Annotated in this window: 21 protein-coding genes; 11 read left to right on the forward strand and 10 right to left on the reverse strand. The window is 66.0% G+C overall.

Annotated elements, in window-relative coordinates; translation table 11 throughout:
* Window positions 1-10: 10 nt before the first annotated feature.
* The gene (locus ON22_RS15295) at window positions 11-1,168 is read right to left on the reverse strand and encodes a terpene synthase family protein (RefSeq protein ID WP_081595596.1); all 1,158 of its coding nucleotides are present in this window, start codon (window positions 1,166-1,168) and stop codon (window positions 11-13) included.
* A gap of 287 nt (window positions 1,169-1,455) precedes the next feature.
* Here ON22_RS15295 and ON22_RS15300 point away from each other — a divergent pair, with 287 nt between their 5' ends.
* Window positions 1,456-2,925, forward strand: a complete 1,470-nt coding sequence (locus ON22_RS15300) for an MFS transporter (RefSeq protein ID WP_051157659.1) — start codon at window positions 1,456-1,458, stop codon at window positions 2,923-2,925.
* Here the strand turns inward: ON22_RS15300 and ON22_RS15305 are convergent.
* On the reverse strand, window positions 2,903-3,679 hold the full coding sequence (locus tag ON22_RS15305; RefSeq protein ID WP_033242980.1) for a hypothetical protein: 777 nt from the start codon (window positions 3,677-3,679) through the stop codon (window positions 2,903-2,905). The two genes, ON22_RS15300 and ON22_RS15305, sit on opposite strands and share 23 nt — an antisense overlap.
* Window positions 3,680-4,024: 345 nt before the next feature.
* Between ON22_RS15305 and ON22_RS15310 the strand changes: the two genes are divergently transcribed.
* The 7 genes from ON22_RS15310 (at window position 4,025) to ON22_RS15340 (ending at window position 12,158) form a co-directional block, all read left to right on the forward strand.
* Entirely contained in the window at window positions 4,025-5,557 is a 1,533-nt protein-coding gene (locus ON22_RS15310) for an ABC transporter substrate-binding protein (RefSeq protein ID WP_033242602.1), read from the forward strand.
* Window positions 5,558-5,612: 55 nt separating this feature from the next.
* A complete protein-coding gene (locus ON22_RS15315; protein ID WP_033242601.1) occupies window positions 5,613-6,560 on the forward strand; it encodes an ABC transporter permease in 948 nt (315 codons plus the stop codon).
* Entirely contained in the window at window positions 6,557-7,468 is a 912-nt protein-coding gene (locus ON22_RS15320; protein WP_033242600.1) for an ABC transporter permease, read from the forward strand. The genes ON22_RS15315 and ON22_RS15320 overlap by 4 nt, the downstream gene beginning before the upstream one ends.
* A gap of 20 nt (window positions 7,469-7,488) precedes the next feature.
* Window positions 7,489-8,589 (forward strand): ABC transporter ATP-binding protein, encoded by a 1,101-nt coding sequence (locus ON22_RS15325; RefSeq protein WP_373280863.1) that lies wholly within the window; start codon window positions 7,489-7,491, stop codon window positions 8,587-8,589.
* Window positions 8,589-9,605, forward strand: a complete 1,017-nt coding sequence (locus ON22_RS15330; protein WP_033242599.1) for an ABC transporter ATP-binding protein — start codon at window positions 8,589-8,591, stop codon at window positions 9,603-9,605. Before ON22_RS15325 ends, ON22_RS15330 begins: the two co-directional genes overlap by 1 nt.
* Window positions 9,606-9,789: 184 nt before the next feature.
* Entirely contained in the window at window positions 9,790-11,013 is a 1,224-nt protein-coding gene (locus ON22_RS15335) for a DegT/DnrJ/EryC1/StrS family aminotransferase (protein WP_033242598.1), read from the forward strand.
* A 344-nt stretch (window positions 11,014-11,357) separates the two neighbouring features.
* Window positions 11,358-12,158, forward strand: a complete 801-nt coding sequence (locus ON22_RS15340; RefSeq protein WP_033242597.1) for an SDR family NAD(P)-dependent oxidoreductase — start codon at window positions 11,358-11,360, stop codon at window positions 12,156-12,158.
* A gap of 123 nt (window positions 12,159-12,281) precedes the next feature.
* Here ON22_RS15340 and ON22_RS15345 read toward each other — a convergent pair whose 3' ends face one another.
* Window positions 12,282-13,994 carry a 3-ketosteroid-delta-1-dehydrogenase gene (locus ON22_RS15345; protein ID WP_033242978.1) on the reverse strand — a complete coding sequence of 571 codons (1,713 nt, stop codon included), beginning with the start codon at window positions 13,992-13,994 and terminating at the stop codon, window positions 12,282-12,284.
* A gap of 212 nt (window positions 13,995-14,206) precedes the next feature.
* On the opposite strand from ON22_RS15345, the gene ON22_RS15350 reads away from it, so the two are divergent.
* Complete coding sequence (locus ON22_RS15350) at window positions 14,207-14,986, forward strand: IclR family transcriptional regulator (RefSeq protein ID WP_051157661.1); 780 nt, start codon at window positions 14,207-14,209, stop codon at window positions 14,984-14,986.
* An 18-nt stretch (window positions 14,987-15,004) separates the two neighbouring features.
* Here the strand turns inward: ON22_RS15350 and ON22_RS15355 are convergent, their stop codons facing one another.
* The gene (locus ON22_RS15355) at window positions 15,005-15,673 is read right to left on the reverse strand and encodes a PadR family transcriptional regulator (RefSeq protein ID WP_033242596.1); all 669 of its coding nucleotides are present in this window, start codon (window positions 15,671-15,673) and stop codon (window positions 15,005-15,007) included.
* A 93-nt stretch (window positions 15,674-15,766) separates the two neighbouring features.
* Here ON22_RS15355 and ON22_RS15360 point away from each other — a divergent pair, with 93 nt between their 5' ends.
* A complete protein-coding gene (locus ON22_RS15360) occupies window positions 15,767-16,114 on the forward strand; it encodes a hypothetical protein (RefSeq protein WP_033242595.1) in 348 nt (115 codons plus the stop codon).
* Window positions 16,107-16,835 carry a Dabb family protein gene (locus ON22_RS15365; protein ID WP_081595600.1) on the forward strand — a complete coding sequence of 243 codons (729 nt, stop codon included), beginning with the start codon at window positions 16,107-16,109 and terminating at the stop codon, window positions 16,833-16,835. Before ON22_RS15360 ends, ON22_RS15365 begins: the two co-directional genes overlap by 8 nt.
* On the opposite strand, the gene ON22_RS15370 is transcribed toward ON22_RS15365, so the two are convergent.
* The 6 genes from ON22_RS15370 to ON22_RS15395 form a co-directional block, all read right to left on the reverse strand.
* Window positions 16,807-17,673 (reverse strand): alpha/beta fold hydrolase, encoded by an 867-nt coding sequence (locus ON22_RS15370; RefSeq protein WP_033242594.1) that lies wholly within the window; start codon window positions 17,671-17,673, stop codon window positions 16,807-16,809. The genes ON22_RS15365 and ON22_RS15370 overlap by 29 nt on opposite strands.
* Before the next feature lie 141 nt (window positions 17,674-17,814).
* The gene (locus tag ON22_RS15375; RefSeq protein WP_051157663.1) at window positions 17,815-18,075 is read right to left on the reverse strand and encodes a hypothetical protein; all 261 of its coding nucleotides are present in this window, start codon (window positions 18,073-18,075) and stop codon (window positions 17,815-17,817) included.
* Window positions 18,076-18,227: 152 nt separating this feature from the next.
* Window positions 18,228-19,421 (reverse strand): NADH:flavin oxidoreductase, encoded by a 1,194-nt coding sequence (locus tag ON22_RS15380; protein ID WP_033242593.1) that lies wholly within the window; start codon window positions 19,419-19,421, stop codon window positions 18,228-18,230.
* The gene (locus ON22_RS15385; protein WP_033242592.1) at window positions 19,418-21,391 is read right to left on the reverse strand and encodes a flavin-containing monooxygenase; all 1,974 of its coding nucleotides are present in this window, start codon (window positions 21,389-21,391) and stop codon (window positions 19,418-19,420) included. The genes ON22_RS15380 and ON22_RS15385 overlap by 4 nt, the downstream gene beginning before the upstream one ends.
* Entirely contained in the window at window positions 21,388-22,272 is an 885-nt protein-coding gene (locus ON22_RS15390) for an SDR family NAD(P)-dependent oxidoreductase (protein ID WP_033242591.1), read from the reverse strand. The genes ON22_RS15385 and ON22_RS15390 overlap by 4 nt, the downstream gene beginning before the upstream one ends.
* Window positions 22,272-23,162 carry an SDR family NAD(P)-dependent oxidoreductase gene (locus ON22_RS15395; protein ID WP_033242974.1) on the reverse strand — a complete coding sequence of 297 codons (891 nt, stop codon included), beginning with the start codon at window positions 23,160-23,162 and terminating at the stop codon, window positions 22,272-22,274. The genes ON22_RS15390 and ON22_RS15395 overlap by 1 nt, the downstream gene beginning before the upstream one ends.
* Window positions 23,163-23,185: the final 23 nt, after the last annotated feature.

Raw genomic sequence — 23,185 nt, forward strand, 5'->3', positions numbered from 1 at the left:
GGTGGGGTGGCTACCCTTGATGATCACCATCATTGCTCATCGGCCGCGCTCCGGCCGGATGGGGGTGGTTTTCCGAGAAAATACTCGCACCTTTGTACCGGGTCGTGGTCAGTTGCCACACCCAGCTCGCCTGGACACAACCGGTGAGGTCGGCGAGATGCACACGCAGCTGCGCGGCGAGATCGGTATCGGCAACGCCCGGCTCGTGGCAGCGGTCCGCCAGCGCGTCGTGACGCTGCCGGAACTCGGTGATACGGTCGCGCACCATGGCACCTGCCTCGCGGACGGCGCCGGCCAAGGTCGCGCCGGGTGTGTTCAGCAGGCAGACCGGGATCAGGTTGAAATCCGACCGGTCCGCAATGCACTCCTTTTCGAAGGAGAACATGTCATTCATCAAGGCACCGATTTCGGCAGTGAGCACACGTAATCGACGTAAGTCCGGAGCCAGCTCCGCCTGTACCAGCTGTTCCTCCTCCAGATAGCTGTCGCGGCCGAACTCGCACAGGGCGATGGCCGGATACATCCCCGATACCTGCGCGCGCAGATCGATGTACTCCGCGACGGTCAGCAGATCACCACGGGCGCGGGCGTTCTGGTCGCGGATCGCGGTGCGCAGATGTTCTACGGTCGAAGCGAGGAATTCGCCGAGCCATCGTGGGTCGGACAACTCGCCGACCTGCGACAAGAAATCGACCGTCGCCGCTTCGACCGGGGTCGGGTCGGCGGCGGGTTTCCGGGTTTCGAGCAGGCGGCACAGGCGCGCGAGCTCGTCACGCGCCCTGTCTTGTTCGGCTTCCGACAGGTGCCCGTATTTCTCCCGTCCCACAGTATCGTTGAGCCAGAACAGGATTGCGTTGAACAATCCGATCACCGTCAGCCGCTGCGCGCTGACCGCTCCGGGATGCAGATATGGCGTCATGCTGTTGTAGTGCGCACCGGCGGGTTTCAGCCAGATATCGTGCGCCCGGCAGTAACTTTCCACATCGTCACAAGCCTGCGCACCGAATTCGCTGGGACGGAACTCTCTGCAGTACTCTGCGATATCGGAGTCCGGTGTGCTGAACAATTCCCGCAACGACCACGGTTCTGCGGTGTTCGCCCAATCCTCGTATTGTGCTCGCATATCGGCGATCTCACGCTCGACCGCCGCTGTGTACCGAGAAGCCATAGCGACTCTCCTCCCGCGTATACCAAACCCTCTCAGTGTGGTGCACCGGTGAGTCACTGTCATCTGTTCCGGCACACACCCAGCTGAGGGGTAGCGCGCATGCGGCGCGAGCGGCCTTCCCGTCGACTATCGGCACCGGCGGGACCCCTGCCGTTCGGCGGCACGGCAACGGCAGGTTTCCACTCAGCGGTGGGAGTCCTTGCGACTGCCACCACCGGGCTCGATTCTGGGACTATGCCGCCGAATTCCCGCCTCGACCCTCCCTCGCAGCCACAGCGTCCCGGCCGATGGTGAGCATCCGGCAGCGCGATACGACACCCGCTCAGCCTCCCGCCGAGGTGGTCTCCACCGCCCGGTCCGGAACCGGGATCGTCGTGGTTCTCGCCGCATGCGGATACCTGATGGCACTACAGCAGACGATGGTCCTGCCGCTGCTGCCTGCCCTGCCGTCCCTGTTGAATACCTCTGCGAGCAACGCTTCCTGGCTGGTGACCGCGACTTTGGTGACGGGAGCCGTCGTCACTCCACTGATCGGACGCCTGGCCGATATGTTCGGCAAGAAACGGCTGATCGTGCTCACGCTGATACTCGTGATCGCCGCGTCGATCCTGGGCGCCCTCAGCGATGCTTTGCTCCCGCTGATACTCGCACGCGCGGTTCAAGGCTGTGGCCTGGCCTTGATTCCGGTCGCGATGGCCACCATGAGCGATGTCCTGCCGGCGCATCGAGTGCCCGGTGGAGTGGCCACCATGAGCGCCTCGATGGCCATCGGCGCCGCCGCGGGACTCCCGCTGTCCGGCCTGATCGTCACCTTTCTGGACTGGCATTGGATCTTCTGGGCCGTCGCCCTGGCCGGGTCGGTGCTGTTGCCCGTGGTCATGAAAGTCGTCCCGCCGGCGCCGGCGCGCCCCCGGGAAAGGTTCGACATCCTGGGCGCGGTCGTGCTCGCCGGTGCGCTGACCGCACTGCTGGTGCCGTTGTCCAAGGGCGGGCAGTGGGGCTGGTCGAGCCCCGCGACATTGTTGTCGGCCGGCACGAGTGTGCTGCTGTTCGCAGGGTGGATCCCGCTGCAACTCCGCTCCAGGACGCCTCTGGTGAACCTGCGCGTGGCGGCGCGGCCGCCGTTGCTGTTCGTCAACCTGTGTGCGCTGCTCATCGGCTTCGCGTTGTTCAGCAATATCCTGCTCACCACACAGTTGTTGCAACTACCGGCAGCGACGGGGTTCGGTGCGGGCCTGAGTGTCCTGGAAGCCGGATTCTGGCTGATGCCGATAGCGCTGGTGGGCATAGCGACGGCGCCGATCGCGGCGCGCGCCATCGGACGTTTCGGCCCGCAACCGGTTCTGCTGGTCGCGGCGATCGAACTGGCCCTGGCGTTCACGTTCCGGGTGCCCTTCAGCCGGGAGCCGTGGCAGATGCTGGTGGGGGCCGTGGTGGTCGGTATCGGTCTATCGCTCACGATCGCCGCCGTCCCCACCCTGATCATGACGTTGGTGCCGATATCGCAATCCGCTTCGGCCACCAGCATCAGCGCCCTGCTCCAGTCGGTGGGAACCTCCACTGCCAGCGCCACCATGGCCGCGGTGGGCAGCACCTGGACCATCACGGCCGGCGGCGCGCAGTATCCCGGCGAGACGGCGTTCGCCGCCATGTTCTGGATCGCGGCCGCAACCACCGCGGCCGCCGCCGTACTCGCCGGCCTGCTCATCGCCGGCCGGCGGGCCAGGCAAACGGTTACCAGTCCTGCCAGGGAATAATCGTCCGCAGCGGACCGTCGAACAGGGTTTCCCCGACGACCGGCCGCGGCGCATCGCCGGTCGCCAGATCCTGTTCCAGTTGCATCACCGCACGGGTCACGTCGGCGGGATCGGCGTCGAGGTACAGCATCCGGATCCGGACCGACCCCGGCGCGAATTCGCGATTGCCGGCACCGAGGGGCAAAGTGGGGTGTTTCTGCATCGAATGCAGCGAGAAGGTCCACGCACCCGCGACCCCCGGGCAGTCGAGTAGCGCGGGAATACCGACGCGATCGTCCCAGCGGAACTGTTCGTGCACATCGGCCTCGTGCGGGTCGCCGAAATGGGTGACGGTCAGATGTAGACCACGGTTGGGCCGGAAAGGCAATGCCTCGGCCGACACTCCGATACGCGGTGCCGCATAGCCCTTGACCGGCGTGAAGAACCCGAGCAGCGGGCGCCGGACCCCGGGCAGTTGCGGCCCCCTGCCCCACTGGAAGGAGTCCTCCCCCAGTTTGGTCCACGCCGCGACGCTCTCCTCATACGGCGGGCGGAACCAATACATCGCCACGTAGTCGATGTCGGCGAGCTCCGGCGACGAAGCCCGGTCCAGCGCGGAATATTCGGCCGGCCTCGCCCACCGATCGCCCCAGGCGACACCCGGTAGCAGCAGGTTTTCCGGACGGTGATCGAGTTGATGCCATTCGTTGTATTCGCGATGCACGCTGGGATCGGTGAGATCGATGAAGGAGAAGAACGCGTGTTCCGAGAACATATAGCCTGCCGATCCGATTCGGTGAACAATTTCCAGGTGGTTCCGGTGCCCGGCACCGGAGGTAGCGTTTTCGTGAGTCGCCGGTGAGCAGGTAGCGCGAGTGCGCGCTCCCGCACCGATCTCGATCATGACGCCGGGAAGGCAATCCGCCGGCGGTCTTTCCACTGAATGGGCATATCCCACGACGCCCGTTTCTTCCCCGTATCGGCCCGTTCCCGCTGAACGGAACGGGCTCTGGTCACCGACGGTGACCGATGGCGTAATGCTCGCAGCTCTCGAGCAGTGAGTCGAGACGCCGCCACACGGCGATGACAAAGGAGTCACCCCTTGCGAATCCGATACCGAATGGCTTCTGCACTGGGCGCGGTGGCCGCGGCAATACTTCTACTCACCTCATGCGCCGGCGTGACCACGGTGGAACGCAAGCCCGCCGGAGAACCACGCCGCGGAGGGACAGTAGCGCTGGCGTTCAACACCGAGGCACAGTCGGTTGATCCGGTGACCTGCGCGATCGGTATCGGAGTGGGTCCCTGCCAGGCGATCTACGGGGCCCTGCTCTACTACGATGCCGAGACTCGGGAGATCGTTCCCGGGATGGCAAAATCGTTCAGCAGCACGGACGGCAAGGTGTGGACCCTGAAGCTACGTCCGGGTGTGACGTTCACCGACGGCACTCCGTTCGACGCCGCTGCCGTGGCCTTCAATTGGCAGCGCGCGCTGGATCCGAGCCAACTTTCGCCGAGCAGGGCCGCCGCGCAGATGATCGACTGGCAGGTCGTCGACGCGACGACCTTGCGGGTGACATCCGCCGAGGTGAACTACCAGCTCCCGTACCAGCTCACCGAACCGCTGGCGTTCATCGGTTCGCCCACGGCTATCGAACGTAAGGGCGCGGATTTCGCCACTGCACCGGTCGGCGCCGGTCCCTTCGTTTTCCGGTCCTGGGCTCGTGGCACCGAACTGGTTCTCGAACGAAATCCCGATTATTGGGATAGTCCGCGACCGTACCTGGACAGGTTCATATACAAGACGATCCCGGCCGACGACCAGCGCTACAACGCATTACAGGCCGGGGAAGTGGACGTGATGGTGGTGGTCAGCGATAAATACGCCGACCGCGCCCGAGCCGCCGGCCTGGAAATCGTCCAATACGCGCAGCTCGGCGGGAACGGGGTGCGGTTGAACAGCCGGGGCCCGCTCGCCGACTCCGATCTGCGCACCGCGATCGGGAAACTGATCGACAACGAACAGATACGGGCGGCGGCCTTCCCAGGTGAGCAGGGTGCCGAATACTTCGTCGCCGAGGACCAGCCGCTGTTCGACGAGGCCGCGAAATGGCCCGAGAAGGACGTCGAGGGTGCACAGCGGCTGGTGGACGGTTATCGTGCCCGGCACGGTGGCGAGAAGATCGTGCTGTCGTACGTCACCACCGCAGGTAGTCCGGTGCTCACGCGGGTCGCCGAGGTTCTCCAGGCACAACTCCAGCAGGCGGACGGTCTCGAGCTCGAAATCAAGGCCCTCGACGGTGCCGGATTTGCGAGTGCATTGGTTTCGGGAACCTATGACCTGGTCCTCAATGCGCTCGGCGGCGCGCACCCGGAGAACCTGTACCGGGTGTTCCACACGGAGGGCTCCGGCAATACCGCCGACTATTCGAACCCGATTGTGGACCGAGCCCTGGAGCGCGCTCACACCTCGAACGATCCGGCTGTGGTCGCCGACGCCTATAAAGCGGCGATCCGGGAACTGGTGGCCACCACCGCCTACCGATACTGGCGCCCCTCCGTGACGAGTTTGATTCTCCGCGCGGATGTATACGGCGTGGAACCGACGTATCAGTACTGGATGCGCCCCGAACTGGCGTGGATACAGGAATGAGGTACAACGTGAACGCCTGTGCACGCGGCATCCGGCAGTATCGGTGGGCCGGCCGATGACAAGACGTGTGCTCGCCGTCTACCTCGCGAAACTGGTCGCGGTTCTGGTTCTGGTCAGTATTTCGACCTTCCTGCTGCTGGAGATGACTCCGGGAGACCCGCTGGCCACCTTGTTACCCGAGGGCGCCACCCCCGAGATGCGTGCCGCAGCTGCCGAACGGTTCGGCCTCGACGGGCCTCTGCTACAGCGGTATTTCGAGTGGCTGGGCTCCGCACTGCAAGGGGACCTCGGTCGCTCGATGCAGTCCCAGCTGCCGGTCACCGATGCCATCCTCGACCGATTACCGGTCACCTTGGAGCTCGCCGGCCTGTCGATACTCGTCGCGCTGGCCGTTGCCGTTCCCGTCGGCGTTTGGGCGGGGTACCGGCCGGGCGGGATCGCGGATCGGATCACGACCTTCTTGTGCTCGGTGACGCTTTCGATTCCCAGCTTCCTGCTCGGTGTCCTGCTCGTCTTCGTGTTCGCCGTTTCCATGCAGGCGCTACCGGTACTGGGCTGGACACCACTCTCCGAGGGGCTCGGCCCGCACCTGAGCGGTCTGATACTTCCGGTCGCGACGCTGGCCGCCATCGAAGCTGTCGCCTTCATCCGGCTGCTGCGCAACGATATGGTCGCGACGCTGCAGCAGGACTTCGTTCTGTCGGCCCGGGCACGTGGTATTCCGACCGGTCGCATCCTTTTCGTGCACGCCTTGCGCCCGTCGGCGTTCTCGCTGCTCACCGTGCTCGGTGTATCGATGGGCCGGCTGATCGGCGGCACGGTGATCGTCGAATCCCTGTTCGCGCTCCCTGGATTGGGATCCCTGGTCCTCACCGCGATCAACTCCCGGGACTATCTGCTGGTGCAGGGCGTCGTCCTGGTGGTCGCTGTGGGATACGTCCTGATCAACGCGCTGGTCGATCTGGCATACCCCTTACTCGACCCGAGAGTGAGAACGTCATGAGCACAACCACCGAGAAATCGGCCGTTGCCGGCAGTATCGCTCCGTCAGCCCCACCGGACCGGTCGGCCGCGGCCGAGCCGCCCGCACGCCATAAACGACGCCGCAGATTCGGTGCCGTCGCGGGAGCGATCTGGCTCTTCGCGATAACGCTCGCCGCTGTAGCGGCGCCGATACTCCCACTGCCGGATCCGGCGAAGATCACCGACCAATACTCGATACCTCCGTTCCAGCAGGCCGCGCACATACTGGGCACCGACCCGCTCGGACGGGACCTTCTGAGCCGGGTCGTCCACGGCGCCCAGATCTCGCTGGCAGTCGCAATCGGCGCGACTCTGCTGGCGCTGGCCGTGGGGACCGCACTCGGCTTGGCCGCCGGGTTCTTCCGGAGGAGCGTCGATGTCACTTTCGATATCGGGACCAACACCATCCTCGCGTTTCCACCACTGATTCTGCTCATCGCCCTGGTCGCTGTGATGGAACCCAGTATCGGCACGCTGATGATCGGCCTCGCGCTGGTCGGTATGCCGACCTTCGCACGTATTGCCCGGGCGAATACCATCGCCTTCGCCGGCCGTGAATTCGTTACCGCGTCGAAATCCCTGGGTGCCGGTACGTTTCGCATCATCGTGCGGGAGATCCTGCCCAACGTCGCACTTCCGGTGTTTTCGTTCGCGATCGTCGTCGCGGCGACCCTGGTGGTGGCCGAAGGGTCACTGAGCTTCCTGGGCCTCGGGGTGCCGCCACCCGCGCCGAGCTGGGGCGGGATGATCGCCGCCGAGCGGGAAAGCCTCTACGAGGACCCGTATCTCGTGCTCGTACCCGGAGCGTTCTTCTTCCTCACCGTGCTTTCGCTCAACTTGACCGGCGACTGGGCGCGGGACCGTATCGGGCGGGAGTCGTCACTGTGACATCTGTTGACAAAGCCGGAATTCCGGCAGCGCCGGGATCGGAGACCGCCTCGCTGTCACCGGCACTGACTATCGCCGACCTGCGGGTATGGTTCGATACACCCCACGGCATGGTCCGCGCGGTCGACGGCGTCGATCTGACGGTTGCGCCGGGCACCACGCTCGGTATCGTCGGAGAATCCGGTTCGGGCAAATCGGTGCTCGCCCGTACGGTGATGAACATCCTGCCGCGCAACGGTACGGTCCGGCACGGTTCCCGGATCGAGGTCGACGGACGCGATACCGCCACACTCGACCGCCGGGAAGCCCGCGCGCTATGGGGGTCCCGGATCGCGATGGTGTTCCAGGATCCCATGACCTCGCTCACTCCCGTGCTCACCATCGGCGCGCAGCTCACCGAAACCCTGCGCCGCCATCTTCCGCTGTCGAGGGCCGAAGCGGCGCGGCGTGCGGCGGAACTGCTCACCTCGGTGGGTATCCCGGACGCACGAAAACGGCTCCGCCAATATCCACACAATCTCTCCGGTGGCATGCGGCAACGCGTGGTGATCGCACTGGCTCTCGCCTGCTCACCACGGCTGCTGATTGCCGATGAACCCACCACGGCGCTCGATGTGACCGTGCAGCACCAGATCCTGACACTGCTGGCCCGGCTGCAGCGGGAGCACGAGATGGCGATGGTACTCATCACCCACGATCTCGGAGTCGTGGCCGGCCGAACCGACGAGATCGCCGTGATGTATGCGGGGCGGGTTGTCGAACAGGCACCGACCGAGGAACTGTTCCGCGCCACCCGGCACCCCTACACACAAGCGCTGCTCCGCTCCATCCCACGCCTTGCCGCGCCCAGCCACACCAGACTGGAAGCCATCCCCGGGCGACCGCCCACCATCGTCGACCCGCCGCCCGGCTGCGCGTTCGCTCCGCGCTGCCGGTACGCGCGGCCACGATGCCTGACCGAAGCACCCGGTCTGACCGCCGCGCCGGATGTGGGGCCACGGCACCGGTTCGCCTGTTTCTATCCCGCGGGCACCTCCGAAGGCGAGGCGGCCCTGGCGGCCAATACGGCAGCGGGCGCCTCGGCCGCCGGGCTGTCCCTGAATTCGAGGAGTGTGCTCTGATGGCCGGAACGGGAACTGCCCACCTGCGCCCGGACGATACCGATGTGGTGCTCAGCGTCCGGAACCTGGTGGTCGAGTACAGCACAGCCCATTCAGGCAAGGTGCACGCCGTATCGGACGTCAGCCTCGATATCCGGCGCGGGGAAACTCTCGGTCTCGTCGGCGAATCAGGATGCGGGAAGTCGACACTCGCCAAAGCGATCATGCAGCTCCCACCACCGACTTCGGGGCAGGTGCTGTTCAAGGGCGATGACCTCACCACCAAATCCATACGGAAGCTGCGCTCGGCCCGCCGGCCGATCCAGATGATCTTCCAGGATCCGATCTCGTCGCTGAATCCGCTGCGCAAGGTCCGCCATATCGTCGCCGAGGGTTTGGAGATCGCCCGTCGGCACAGCGCTGCCCAGCGCACCGCGATGGTCGAGGACATCCTCGATTCGGTCGGTCTGGACCCGAAATCCGCGGGCGACCGGCGGCCCCACGAGTTCTCCGGCGGCCAATGCCAGCGGATCTCCATCGCCCGCGCGATGGTCGTCGAACCGGAAGTGGTGATCTGCGACGAGCCGGTCTCGGCCCTCGACGTCTCCGTCCAGGCACAGATCCTCAATCTGCTCGAGGATATGAAGGACCGCTACGATCTGACGCTGCTGTTCATCGCCCACGACCTCGCGGTGGTCAAGAACATCAGCGACCGAGTGGTCGTCATGTACCTCGGCAAGATCTGTGAGATCGCTCCACCCGATTCGCTCTACGCGCAACCGGCGCATCCGTACACCGCCGCACTGCTGTCCGCGGTGCCCGAGCCGGACCCCCAGGTCGCACCGGGCACGCTCACACTGTCCGGTGATCTCCCCTCACCGCACGACCCACCCTCAGGCTGCCGGTTCCGCACCCGCTGCCCGCGGGCCACCGCACTGTGCGCCGAATCCGAACCGGAGATTCGCGAAGTGCGTCCCCGGCACTACGCCGCGTGCCATTTCCCGGCGGAACTGTCCGAGACCACGGCCGGCAGATAGCTCCCGCGCGATTCCCGGCGCGCACGATCCAGGATCGACGAGACAGGCGTTCCGCCTGCTGGAAGCCTCGGTTGCTGTCCGTCAGCACCCGCCATACGTTCGACCCGTCCGGAAGTCACCGACGGACGCGAGACGCCATACCAGGCGACGTTTCCTTTCCGATACCACGACGAGGAGCTCTATCGTGACCAGGGTCATCTACGCACGCAGTGTCCACGACGAAGCCGAAATCAATGCCTGCCTGGAGGTACTGCGGGGTGGGCCGTACGCGCTGAAGATCGGTAAGAATGTCGCCGAGATGGAAGCCCGGGTCGCCGACCTCTACGGCAAGAAGCTCGGTCTGATGTGCAACTCCGGTTCCTCAGCGCTCTACCTCGCGCTGGAACTGCTCGATCTGCCCAAGGGTTCGGAGGTCATCACTTCACCGCTGACCTTCTCCACCGACGTCTCCCCCATCGTTCGCGGCGGCTGGATTCCGGTGTTCGTCGACGTCGAACCCGATACCTACAACGCCGACCCTTCCGCTATCGAAGCGCTGATCACCGATAAGACCAAAGCGATCCTGCTGCCGAACCTTGCCGGTAACGCCCCCGACTGGGACGCCATCCGCGATATCGCCGACCGTCACGGCCTGAAGATCATCGAAGACTCCTGCGACTGCATCGGCACCACCCTGCGCGGCACCAAAACCGGCAGCCGCTCCGATATCACCGTCACCAGCTTCGCCATGTCCCACATCATCACTTGCGCGGGCAACGGCGGCATGGTCTGCGTCGACGACGAGAAACTCCGTGACAAGGGCCTGATGCTGCGCCGCTGGGGCCGCCGCTCCGAACCGCATCTCTTCGGATCCGAGGCCGCGCGCACCGGGCGGGTCTTCCGGGAAGATCTCGACGGCGTCCCCTACGACAACGACTTCATCTTCGATGTCCTGCCCTGGAACTTCGAACCTTCGGAGCTCGGCGCGGCCTTCGGTCTCGTCCAGCTGTCGAAACTCGACAAGAACTATCAGCGCCGCGCGGAAATCTTCGACGCATTCAACGCCGCCTTCGGCTCCTACCCGTCCCTGTTCCGGCTGCCTCGCCAGAATCCCGATTTCCACACCGCTTGGCTGTGCTACCCGGTCACCATTCGCGAAAACGCCGGATTCACGCGCGCCGACCTGCAAGGCCACCTGGAGGCCGCGGGTATCGACACTCGCACTGTGTGGAGCGGTAACGTCACACGGCATCCGATGATGCGCGGAGTCGAATACCGGGTGCCCGAGGGCGGTCTGCCGAATGCCGACGAAGTATTCGAACGCGGTATGTCCCTGGGTATGAGCCACGGTATGACCGCCGAAGAACTCGGCCACGTCGTCGCGCAGGTTCATGAATTCGCCCACCGGTACGCGCCTGCCGGAGACTGAACCGGACCGGGTCCGCCCCCAGGTGCCCGCTCGCCGAAACATCACCCCCGGGACCGAGGTCCCGGACCGCTCTCGTCCGACCACAGCAGTCGCGGGCGGTCCGGTCTCATTCGGGACATCCACCGGGGCGGCGCCCGAGCACGGGGCCTGCCCGAGAGCTGCACCATGCTCGGCGACAGCGCGGTCGAAGGCCCGCAGTGACGGAGCCGGCCGGCCTCCGTGCCGACGAGTAACGTGCCCGCTGAGCGGAACCACCTTTTCGGAAGTGAAGAGGCCTGTGCCAATCTCGGCACTCCGGGCGACGCTGCCAGTGCGTTCCGCCCCTGAGCACAGGAGCAAATCGAATGGGCGTTCTCCAGCGGTACACCGGCCGGCGGGTCCTGATCACCGGCGGCGGGTCGGGTATCGGCCAGGCCTGCGTACTCCGCATTCTGGAGGAAGGCGGCCAGGTGGTCGCCGCGGATATCAGTGAGGCCGGTCTGCGGGATACTGCCGAAAAGGCGGACTCCGCCGCACTGAGCACCGTGACGATGGATATCGCCGACGAGGAATCGGTACGGGCAGGTGTGGCCGAGGCGGTGCAGCGGCTCGGCGGCTTGGACACCCTCGTCAATGCGGCCGGTGTTCTCCGCTCGGCTCATTTCGAACAGACGACCCTCGCCGATTTCGAACAGGTGGTCCGCATCAACCTCATCGGCACCTTCCTGGTGACCCGGGAATCGATTGCCGCGTTGCGGGACGGTGTGGGGCCGGCCGTGGTGAACTTCAGCTCGACATCGGCGGCCTTCGCCCATCCGTATATGTCGGCCTATGCCGCCTCCAAGGGGGGTATCCAGGCGATGACCCACGCGCTGGCCTTGGAGTTCAGCAAGCAGGGCATCCGGTTCAACGCTGTACAGCCCGGGTCCATCTCCTCCGGAATGACCGACGGCACCGGCGCGGCCAAACAGAGCATGGGCCCCGGACTTCCCGCGGACGTGGATTTCGGAATGTTCGCCAAGGCTTCCCCCGCGCTGCCCCTCGACGGCGGCGCGATCTTCGCCGGTCCGGATGCGGTGGCGTCGGTGGTGGCCATGCTGGGTTCGCCGGACGCCTACTTCGTCACCGGTACGGAGGTCCGGGTCGACGGCGGCTCGCATATGTGACGCGCCGGGCCGGCATTTTCACGAATGCCCCCGGATACAGCACGTATCCGGGGGCACTCGGCTGAGACTGCCGGCCGGCCGGCCGCCACCGTGGGCCGCCGTCGACGCGTCGGCCACCGGCCCCTACTCGCCGGACACGGATGTCACGGATTCGGCGGCGGCGTGCCGGGCGGCGATATAGCCGTAGACGAGGCCCTGGCCGATGGTGGCGCCGGCGCCGGGGTAGGAGGCGCCGAAGGCGTTGCCGGCTGTGTTGCCGATGGCGTACAGCCCCTCGATGAGGCTTCCGTCCTCCCGGAGGACTCGGGCGTGCTCGTCGGCGACGACGCCGCCGCAGGTACCGAGGTCGCTGAGGACCATCTTCACCGCGTAGTAGGGCGCTTTGGCCAGTGTGGACAGGTTCGGGTTCGGGCTCACCGTGGGGTCACCGTAGTAGCGATCGTAAGCACTTTCGCCACGCTGGAAATCCGGGTCCTTGCCTGCTTCGGCGTACTCGTTGAACTGGGCGAAGGTGGCGGTGAACGTATCCACCGGCAGGCCCATGGCCTGGGCCAGCGCGGCCGGGTCGTCGGCGCGGTGGGCGATGCCCGCCTCGTACCACGAATTCGGGATCGGCTGCCGAGGGTAGATACCGCCGGCCATGATGTAGCTGTTGCGGTAGCGCTGGTCGAAGACCAGCCACATTTCGGTGATCGGGTCGCCGTCGCGTTCACGGGCGAGCACCTGCTGCCCGTAGGTCATGTAGTCGGTGGATTCGTTGATGAATCGCCGGCCGGTCTGATCGACCACGAACGAACCCGGCAGCGAACGTTCGGCGAGCATCACGGCGGGTGCACCGCCGGGCCGGGGCGCGAATGCGGGGAACCACCAGGCCTGGTCCATGGAGACCGTACCGGCGCCGAGTTCCTGAGCCGCTTCGATGGCGTCCCCGGTGTTCCCTTCGGCGCCGAGGCTGGCGTGCGGGATCAGCGCCGGGGACTGGTACTTGTGCCGGCCGTCGATATCGTGGTCGAAACCGCCGGCTGCCAGCACGACACCGCGGCGGGCCCGCACGGTGACTTCGCGTTCGCCCTGTCGCAGCACTGCGCCGGAGACCCGGCCCGCGTCGTGCACGAGCCGCACCAGGCACGTCTCGGTCCACACCGGCACACCCGCCCGCAGCACACCCGCGAACAGGCCCGCCGCGAGCGCCTGCCCGCCGGCCAGGTATTCCCGTCCGATGAGCATGCCGCCGATCCCGAGCGCCGCGCGCCGCATGATGCGCGGCAGGGCCTTCAGCGGCTTGCGTGCGACCAGGTTCATCCACTTGTAGTCCGCGCCTGTCACGGGCATGGGCACCGGCGCTTCCATTACGCCCGGCCTCAGCCTGGGTCGTTGCTCCCCCAGAACGGAGGCGTTGAACGGACGGCATTCGCAAGTGCGGCCTTCGGCCCGGCCGCCTGGTTTCTCGGGGTGGTAATCGGAATAGCCTTCGGCCCAGAAGAACCGCATCGGCGTCGTCCGCTCCAGCATCTCGACAGTTTCGGCGCCGTGGTCCAGGAAGGCGGCACCGCGTTCGGACGGGGCCGAATCCCCCACGACCGCCCGCAGATAGGTTCCGGCTTCCGCAACCCCCTTCTCGTACGGCTCCGGCAGGATCGAACTTCCCGGGATCCAAAAAGCACCACCCGAACGTGCGGTCGAACCACCGACATAGGCCGTCTTCTCGGCGATCACCACCGACAGTCCCAGTTCGTGCGCTGCGAGCGCGGCCGACATTCCGGTACCCGAACCGATCACGAGCAGATCGACGATCGTGTCGTGGGCGGGTACGAGCGGGGGCATTTTCTTCACCATCTGGTCCGGGCTCCACATTCCGATCGGGACGACAAGTGGAGGTAAACGTAAGCCGCCCGAGCCGGCGCATACGCCGACGTGTCCATTGAGCGGGAACCTGCTCTGACCTCCCCCATTCGTGATCTGCTTCACATACCGCCGGGTCTATGGCACTATTTCTATTAGAAATAGCCATGTCAGAGCGATGGCGCAGGTAGGCAAGGGAGCCAAGCATGACGATCACCACCCAGGAGATGCACACCGGTACGGCCGCGACCCCCAGCGCCATCCTCGACCGCATCTCGCTCGTACTGGACGCCTTCGACGGGCGCGAGAGCCTCGGATTGGCGGAGGTCGTCCTCCGCACCGGCCTGCCCCGTTCCTCCGCCCACCGAATGCTGGACCGGCTCGTCCAGTTGCGCTGGCTGCGGCGCGAAGGCCGCAGTTACAGTCTCGGAATCCGATTGGTCGAACTCGGTTCGCTCGCGGTGCACCAGGACCGGATACACGCCGCCTCCGGCGAACACCTGCACCACCTGTACCGAGCCACCGGCATGGTGGTGCACCTGGCAGTCCTCGACGGCAACGATGTCGTCTACCTCGACAAGATCGGTGGCCGGCTCGCCGCGCATGTACCGACCCGGGTGGGCAGGCGGTTGCCGGCGCCGCGGACGGCGCTCGGTAAGGCACTACTGGCCTTCGACGGCGGCAACGGATCGGACGACGCCCGCATCCGCGATCTCGGCTATGCCGTCGAACGCCACAGCGCGGTGCCCGGTTTCGGATGTATCGCCGCACCCATCGGGCCGGTCGGCGAGGCGACCACTGCGGTGTCCATCTGTGGACCGCTGTCCCAGATGACTTTCGACAGCCGGATGATCAGCCCGGTCCAGCTCACCGCGCACGCCATCTGGCGCAGCGTCTGCGCGGGAGTGCGGGTCACGCCGACGCTGCAGCGCCGCAACATCTTACGTTCTCTGCCCACCGCCCCGAGCGTTCTCGCCGAGGGCTGACCGGACGGCGCGCGGTCGTCACGAACCGTCGGAGGCATCCTCACCGACCGTGCGCCACCTACCGGGCTGCCGCGGTATCGGCATGCCGTTGTCGTCGCGCACCGTCGCTTCGCGATACCGCGCGGCCGCCTCGTCGATTTCGGTGAGCAACCCCTCGGCCAATTCGATCTCCGCCGCGAAATATCGTTGCGACCACCGCAGACTCATCTGTGTGAAGGCCCAGCCGGGTTCTGCCTCGGAGTGATCGGCATGTAGTTGCGCCTGCTCGGCACGGTCCCGCAGATTCTCGATATGCCGGCGGACGATCTCTTTCAGCCCCTCGGGGTCGTGCAGGTGCCCCAGGTAGAGGCGAAGCATCACACCGTGTTTGAGTACCGGCATATCGATCTCGGCATCTCGCGACCAGTTCCGCAGGGCACGCAACCCGGTATCGGTGATCCCGTACAGCCGCCGGCCGCGCACGCCCTCGTCGGCGACAACATGGGATCGCACCAGCGCGTGGTCCTCCAGCTTCTCCAGAGCGCCGTAGACCTGGCTCACCGACGGGCTCCAATAGAAGAAGCCGATACTCCAATCCGCCCATTTCTTCAGGTCGTTACCGGTCAGTTCCTCACCGAAGGACAGCATGCCCAGAACGGCCCAGCTGGTCGCGGGCAGAGTGGGGTACGCATCGGGGTCGGCGGCCATGATCGTGCAGCCTACAAGGCATCCGGAGGTGGTATCTCCCGGCCACCGGGAGGTACCGGCACCGGCCCAGACGGTAGCGCTTACGTTCAGGACATGGACGACCGCACCATCTACATCATCGATCGGATCGTGCTCACGCCCGGCAGCGCACGCGCCTTCATCGACGCGTATCTCAGCGGCTATGCGCCGCAGGCGCGCGAACGGGGGCTGACGCTGGATCGGATTCTGGTGAGCCCGCCGGCCTGGATCGATGAGGAGACGAATACCGTCACCGCCACCTGGACGGTGGCGGGCCCGAGAGCCTGGTGGGCGGCGGCGGTCCGTGCCCGGCACGATCCCGAACCGGCCCGGTGGTGGGATTCGATGGCGCCGATGATCGTCGAACGCACGCGTTCCATGGCGAGCTGCGCCGAGGATGTGGAAGGACTGTGCGATGTATAAGGTGACGAGTCTGCTACGCCTTACCGACCCCGCCGACGCGATGACCACCGAGGTGACCGTCAAACGCCTCACCGCGGCCGCGGAAGCCGCGGGGGTGCGGCGCCCGCTGGTTGCCCCGACACTGCCGGGAGTGCGAAACGGCGGCGATCTCCTCGCCCATTTCCGGTTCGCGTCGAAATCCGAGTGGCTGTCCCGCCGCGAAGCCATCGACGAGGCCATGAGCGGACCGGCGATCGACCATATCGACTCCGCCGAGTATCCCGGCGGGCGCACCGGCGACGGCCGATCCGGTCGCCGCAACGACGCGAGCCCGTCGACGGTCTACCGCACTCTGCTCTTGCGCGTGGACGACGCCGCCGCACCGGCGGAAATCGCCCGGTTCGAACACGCGACCTTACAGATGCCCCGGCTGATCCCGGCCATCCGGGCCTGGCAGCTCAGCCGCGTCGAGAGTGCCACGGGGACCTCGCAATGGACGCATGTCTGGGAGCAGGAATTCGCCGATATCGACGGCCTGCTCGGCCCGTATATGAATCATCCGGTGCACTGGGCCCTCGTGGACCAGTGGTTCGATCCGGAGTGCCCGAACCAGATCGTCAAAGACCGTATCTGCCACAGCTTCTGCGCGATTCCGGCGCCGGTGATCGACCCGGCGCCGGAACACACCCCGACAACGGTGGAAGACGTCCGGATCAGCGGCGCAGGAAGGCCAGGACGGTAGCTTCCCAGGCTTCCTTCTGCTCGATCATCACCCAGTGGCCGCAGTTGGGGAAGATGTGCACCTCTCCGTTACGGAGGGTGCGCATCGGGAGCAATGCCATATCGACGGGGCTGACCCGATCGTCCCGCCCCCAGGTGACGAGGGTCGGCACCGCGAGCCCGCCCAGTTTCGCCCAGTTCGGCGTGGTGTCCACACTGCGCGCGGCGGCCGCCATCCGCGCCAGTGCCGCACTGCTGTACATGCGGCGCGAGTTCTCCAGCGTCGCCGGATCGGTGGCCTGCTGCCACCGCTGCTCGATCAACTCGTCGGTCACCAGCGACTGGTCGAACACCATCGAGCGCAGCCACGCCACGAGCGCCTCACGGGTGGGGTTGTCGACGAACTCGCTGAGCCGGATGATTCCCTCTCCCGGCTGCGGGGTGAGCACCGGCGTACCGATACCGCCGATGGTCACCAGCCGCTCGACCCGGTCGGGCGATGCGAGCGCGAAATCGGTGGCCACGAAACCACCCATCGAGTTACCGATGATGCGGACCCGGTCGAGTCCGAGCCCGTCGAGGAAGGCAGTGACCGCCTGCTGAGCGGACATCATCGGGTGCACAGCACCGAAATCGTCGCTGACACCGAAACCGGGCAGCTCCAGAACCAGAGTCCGGTAGTGCTCGGCGAAGGTGGCGAAGTTACCGCCGAAGTTACGCCACCCGGTGACGCCGGGCCCGGAGCCGTGCAGCAGGAGCAGGGGCGGGCCGTCGCCGGCCTCGCGGTAACGCAGCACGCCGTGCTCGGTCGGCAGTTCACGCAATTCGGGAACGGTTCGGGTATCGACTGGGGTACTCATGGCATCGAGCCTGCCACCGGTGCGGGGGCCTGTCGGCGCATACTCCCGGTGAGCGGCACAGCGTGTCCCGGACGGTCGCGACGGCTTCGTCGCACCAGCACAGGGCGGATGGCACCGTCGCCGAATCCCGGGAGGGTGCGGTCAATGAAGCCGGGGAATTGCGTCGCCGCGTGGCAGTTCGATCCGTGATTCGTACAGTTCGTGCTCGCGCACCGCGCGATCGATGCTGCTGTGCAGGGCTTCGCATTCGCGTTCCCGGTCGCCTATGCCCGGGCCGCGGCCCGAGATCACCGGGCATTCCTTCGCGTCGGATGTCCATTGCACGGCGGTATGGACCGGGCTGAACTTCTCCACCAGCACCCGGTTACCGCATTTCTCGCAGGCGAGCGGACGCATCGTCATCCCATCCACCACCGCGCGCTGAGCTCGCCTGTCATCCAGCTACTCCTCATGCTCGGTCTCGGCACGGTGCGACCGTATCGGCTCCCCCGACGGCGGAGCCGGCGCTTCCCGGTCACCGGAACGCCGGTTCGGTCCGCGCCGGCACCCTCCGGCTAGTTCGCCCCTACCTTGGGTGTGGCCAGCGGACAGTGCGTGCCGTAGAAGATCGTCGGCATGCATTTGTTGCAGTGGATACACAGCGATTTCGTCGCGTGATCCGCCTTGATCCGGTTGATCAGGTCCGGTTCGCGCAGCAGTGCCCGGGCCATGGCCACGAACTCGAAGCCCTCGGCCATTGCCGTGTCCATGGCGGCTTTGTCGGTGATTCCGCCGAGCAGGACCAGCGGCATATTCACACTCGCCCGGATCTGGCGGGCCGCCTCGAGCATGAACAGATCCTCGTACGGGTAGCTGTGCAGGAAGTATTTCCCGGCCAGCTTGATCCCGAACCGCATCAGCGGCGGCATCACCGCGCCGAATTCGGCCAGCGGCGCATCGCCCTTGAACAGATACATCGGATTGAGCAGCGAGCTACCGATGGTCAGTTCGATGGCGTCGAGGCTGCCGTCTTCTTCGAGCCACTGCGCGACCTGGATCGCCTCGTCGAGCCAGAATCCGCCGGGCACGCCGTCGTCCATATTGAGTTTCGCGATCACCGCGATCCGATCGCCGGCCGCGGCGCGGACCTCGGCGGCGGTTTCGCGCACCAAACGGGCCCGGTTGCGCAGCGAGCCACCGTAGGAATCGGTGCGTTTGTTGAGCAGCGGGCTCAGGAAGGAACTCGCGAAATAGTTGTGACCGAAATGGATTTCGACCGCATCGAACCCCGATTCGATGGCGTAGCGGGTGGCGTTCCCGTGCGCATCCCGGATTCTGGCGATATCGGCCGGTGTCGCGGCATGGGTGATGCGCGGGCCCATCGGAGTGACGCGCCGGGACGCGCTCAGCGCGGGCAATCCATTCGATTTCCCGTTCGCGACCGGCCCCGCATGCCCGATCTGCGCGGATACGGCGCCGCCGTGCTCGTGGACCGCATCGGTGAGCCGCCGCAGCCCCGGAACGGCCTCGTCGCGCATCCAGAGCTGGTCGGCTTCGGTACGACCCTCCGGAGCGACCGCACAGTAGGCGACGGTGGTCAGCCCGACCCCGCCGGCAGCCACACTGCGATGGAAATCGATGAGTTCATCGCTGACGAGCGCACCCGGGGCCATGTGTTCGAAGGTCGCGGATTTGATGATCCGGTTCCGGAGGGTCACGGGGCCGAGCCGGGCGGGGGCGAGAACGTCGGGGATCTGCGGGTAGCTCATTTTCCGGCCTTCTCGTTCGGGAGGAAGGTGAAGTCCGCGGGTTGCGGTTCCCGCATCAGGGTCCAGTAGTCGACCAGACGCCACGGGCAGGGCACGACGGCCCGGCCCGAACTGTTGCGGTAGTACCCGTTGGTCTCAGCGCCGGGATGCACCCACACTGTTTCGTCGAGTGCCTCGTCGACCTTGCGGTTGTAGTCGTCCTGCGCCGTCTGTGCGACATCCATGGCGGTGTGCTCGTTCTCGAGCAGGTACTGCAGACATTCGACGAGGTAGTGGACCTGTTCCTCACCGGTGATGTTGTGGCCGGCGCCGTGGTTCGGGGCCGAGTTGGGCCCCGCGGTGATGAACAGGTTCGGGAATCCCGATACCTGCACGCCCCGATACGCCCGGGGGTCCTCGCCGCCCTTCCAGATATCGGCCAGGGTACGGCCGTCCCGGCCGGTGATATCGATGGCGGTGGTGAACTGGAGCCGGAAGCCGGTGGCGAGCACGATCACGTCGGCAGGGATGAACGTCCCGTCCGTCGTGACGACACCGTCCGGGGTGATTTCGCGGAAGGACGCCCGGTGCAGGTTCACATGCTCCCGGTTCAGTGCCGCGAAGAATCCGGGATCCTTCACGATCCGTTTCGAGTACGGCCGGAAATCGGGGGTGAGTTTCTCGATCATGTCCGGGCGGTCCGGGAAACTCTTCTGCAGATACCCCAGCGCCGTGTTCAGGACCATATCGTTGGCGGGCGAGGCCGACAGATGGGTGGCCGCCCACTCCTTGTCGATCCGGGGCAGCACGTAGAGGTTGTCCGAGGCGAACCAGTATGTGCGGAGCCGGAACCACCTGTCGTAGAAGGGCAGGTGGGCCATCGCCCATTTCTCACCCTCGGGCACTTCTCCGCCCACGGACTTCTCCGGAACCAGCCAGTGCGGGCTGCGGACGACCACATCCAGGGAATCGACCTCGTCGACGATATTTGCCACCACCTGCACCGAGGTGCAGCCGGTCCCGAGGACCACGACGCGCTTGCCACGCAGGTCGAGATCGGTATCCCATTCGGCGGTGTGGGTGATCGTGCCGCCGAAGGTGTCCATTCCCGGCACGTCGGGGATATTCGGGGCGTTGAGCATGCCCAGGGCGGTGACGACCGCGCGGGCCCGATGCCGGCGCACAGTGCCGGCACGATCCTCGGTCACCACTTCCCACCTGTTCTCCTCGGTGAGCCAGGTCGCCGATCGCACCCGCGTGCCGAACTGGATATGCTCGCGCAACCGGTACTTCTCGACCACGTCGAGCAGGTAGTTCTGGTACTCGACACCGGTCGGGTAGTACTTCGACCAGTTCGGATTCAGTTCGAACGAGTAGGAGTAGTAATGGCTGGGCGTGTCGACGGCCGCACCGGGATAGGTGTTGCGATGCCAGGTGCCGCCGATATCGTCGCGTTCCTCGAAAACGGTGAACGGGAAGCCGGCTTCACCCAGTTTGATTCCGGCATTGATGCCGACCATCCCGGCGCCGATCACGATGACCTCGAAATCGGCGGGCGGGGTGGTGGTCACCGGCACCTGGCGCCGGCTCTCGGTGAAACCCGCCTGTTCCAGCAGCAGCGGAAGGAATTCGGCGTCCACTCGTTCCGAGGTGCATACGGTGGCCATCCGGCCGAACAGTTCGTGGTCGGGAACACCGAGCTGCGGTTCGATTCCGGGAGCGAGGACCTCGCGGGCGCGGGCGCGGATATCGGCGACGACGTCCTCGGGATAGGTGCCGGGCGGAGCGGCCGGGCGGGTGCCGGTGCGGTAGTGGTTGCCGGGTTCGGTGATCGTGAGTCGCGCGCCGAATTCCTCGAGGAGGCCGGTATCACCGGTCGCGTGCACCATCGACATCAGCAGAGGTGCGGGGTCGGCTTCCGCAATCGCGGTGTACAGCATGGTTTCCGGATCGGCTGTGGTGTCGGAACCGGCGTCGATGATGTCCGTCATGAGCTGCCTTCCGGAAGCGGCACGCCCATCCGGGCGAGCATAGCGCGTGGATTGGAGGGCGGGTCCTGGTCGATGAGCTGCCGGCCGCGCCGGGTCGCCGCGGCGGTGCACAGCTCGTCGTCGGAGAAGACCCAGAAATCGCCGCGGGCGATCTGTTCGAGCATATGGGCGGCTGCCTCCAGGGGGTCGAGCCCTTTCTCGACGTTGTCCCGCTGCATGGCCGCGAAAACGGCATTCGCGGTGGGGTTCGTGGTGGGCGCTTCGCGCTGGGCGGCGAGAAAGATCTCGCTGCGGATGGAATTCGGTACGACGGCACTGACCTGGATCGGGGCACCCACGATCGACAAGTCCTGATGCAGGCATTCGGTCATCGCCTGCACCGCGAACTTGCTGACGATATAGGGCGATTGCACGGCGACGGTGTTGAGCCCGCCGACCGAGGAGAGGTTGGCGATACACGCCGGTGCACCGGCATCGATCATCCGCGGCACGAACGATTTCAGACAGTAGAAGACGCCGTCCACATTGATCTGCATCACCCGCTGCCACCGCTGCGGGTCGATCTCCCACAGCAGGCCGGAGGATTCGACACCGGCATTATTGATCAGGAGTTCCACGCTGCCGTAGCGCTCGAAAACGGTCGCAGCCAATGCTTCCACCTGCGCCGCGTCGGCAACGTCGACACCGAACCCTTCGGCCCGGCCACCATTCTCGGCGATACCCGCCGCGACCTCGGCAGCGCGCCCGGCATCGATATCGGCGACCACCACGAGCATCCCGTACTCACCGAGCCGCTGCGCCAATCCTTTACCGATACCCGCCGCGGCTCCGGTGACCACGGCGGTTCCCCGCGCGAATCGTTCCCTCGCGAGACCGGCCATCAGATCCCTTCCGGCCGGATGTTCGGGTTGGCCCATGCCGGCGGCTCGCGCCGCGGCAGTAAGGTGCGTCCATCGAGCGACATGACGGGTGTGTTCGTCGCGTACGGGTAGTGCAGGCTGAAGGCCACCAGTCCGGTGCGCTCGGCGGCCGGCACCGACGACATCTCCAGCACTGTCTGCACCAGGTACTCGACGGGTTCGGTCTCGTAGCCTTCCGGCAGCAGCGCCGCCGCGCCCGGTGTCCTGATGGCCGTCGACGGGCCCACCACGTTGACCGCGATACCGTCGTCGAGCACTTCCGCGGCCAGGCCCTGGCTGAAGCGGTGCAGGCCGGCCTTCGCCGAGGCATAGAGGACATCACCGGATGTCTTGTTGTACCCACGGAACGGCCGGATGGGATCCAGTCCGGTCGAGGACCCGATATTCACGATCCAGCCGGCACCACGCTCGCGCATGTACGGAATCGCGGCGCGACTCAGGATGAACGGGACCTTCAGATAGTGCTCGATCGTGCGGTCGAAGGTTGCGTCGCTCATTTCGGCGATCGTGCTGTAGTCGGCGAACCCCGCGTTGTTCACCAGAACATCGATGCCATCTGCCGCTTCGACGACCTTGTCGATCAGTCCGGCGCGTTGTCCGGCGTCTTCGAGGTCGGCCGGGATCGCGATCGCTTTCCCACCAGCGTTTTCGATCGCTTGTACCGTCTCGCCCAGCGATCCGGACAGCAGAAGGGTCTCGCCGTCCCGGACCGACGGTGTGGGAGCCGATGCCGACCGGGCGGTGACCACGACGGTCGCACCCTCGGCCGCCAGCCGCTGCGCGATCGCGCGTCCGATTCCACGGCTGCTGCCGGTCACCAGAGCGGTCCGGCCTGCCAATCGCTGCGTCATATTCTTCTCCGTGCTCACTGGTT

It is taken from the genome of Nocardia carnea NBRC 14403 (genome assembly GCF_000308515.1).
Lineage (GTDB): Bacteria > Actinomycetota > Actinomycetes > Mycobacteriales > Mycobacteriaceae > Nocardia > Nocardia carnea.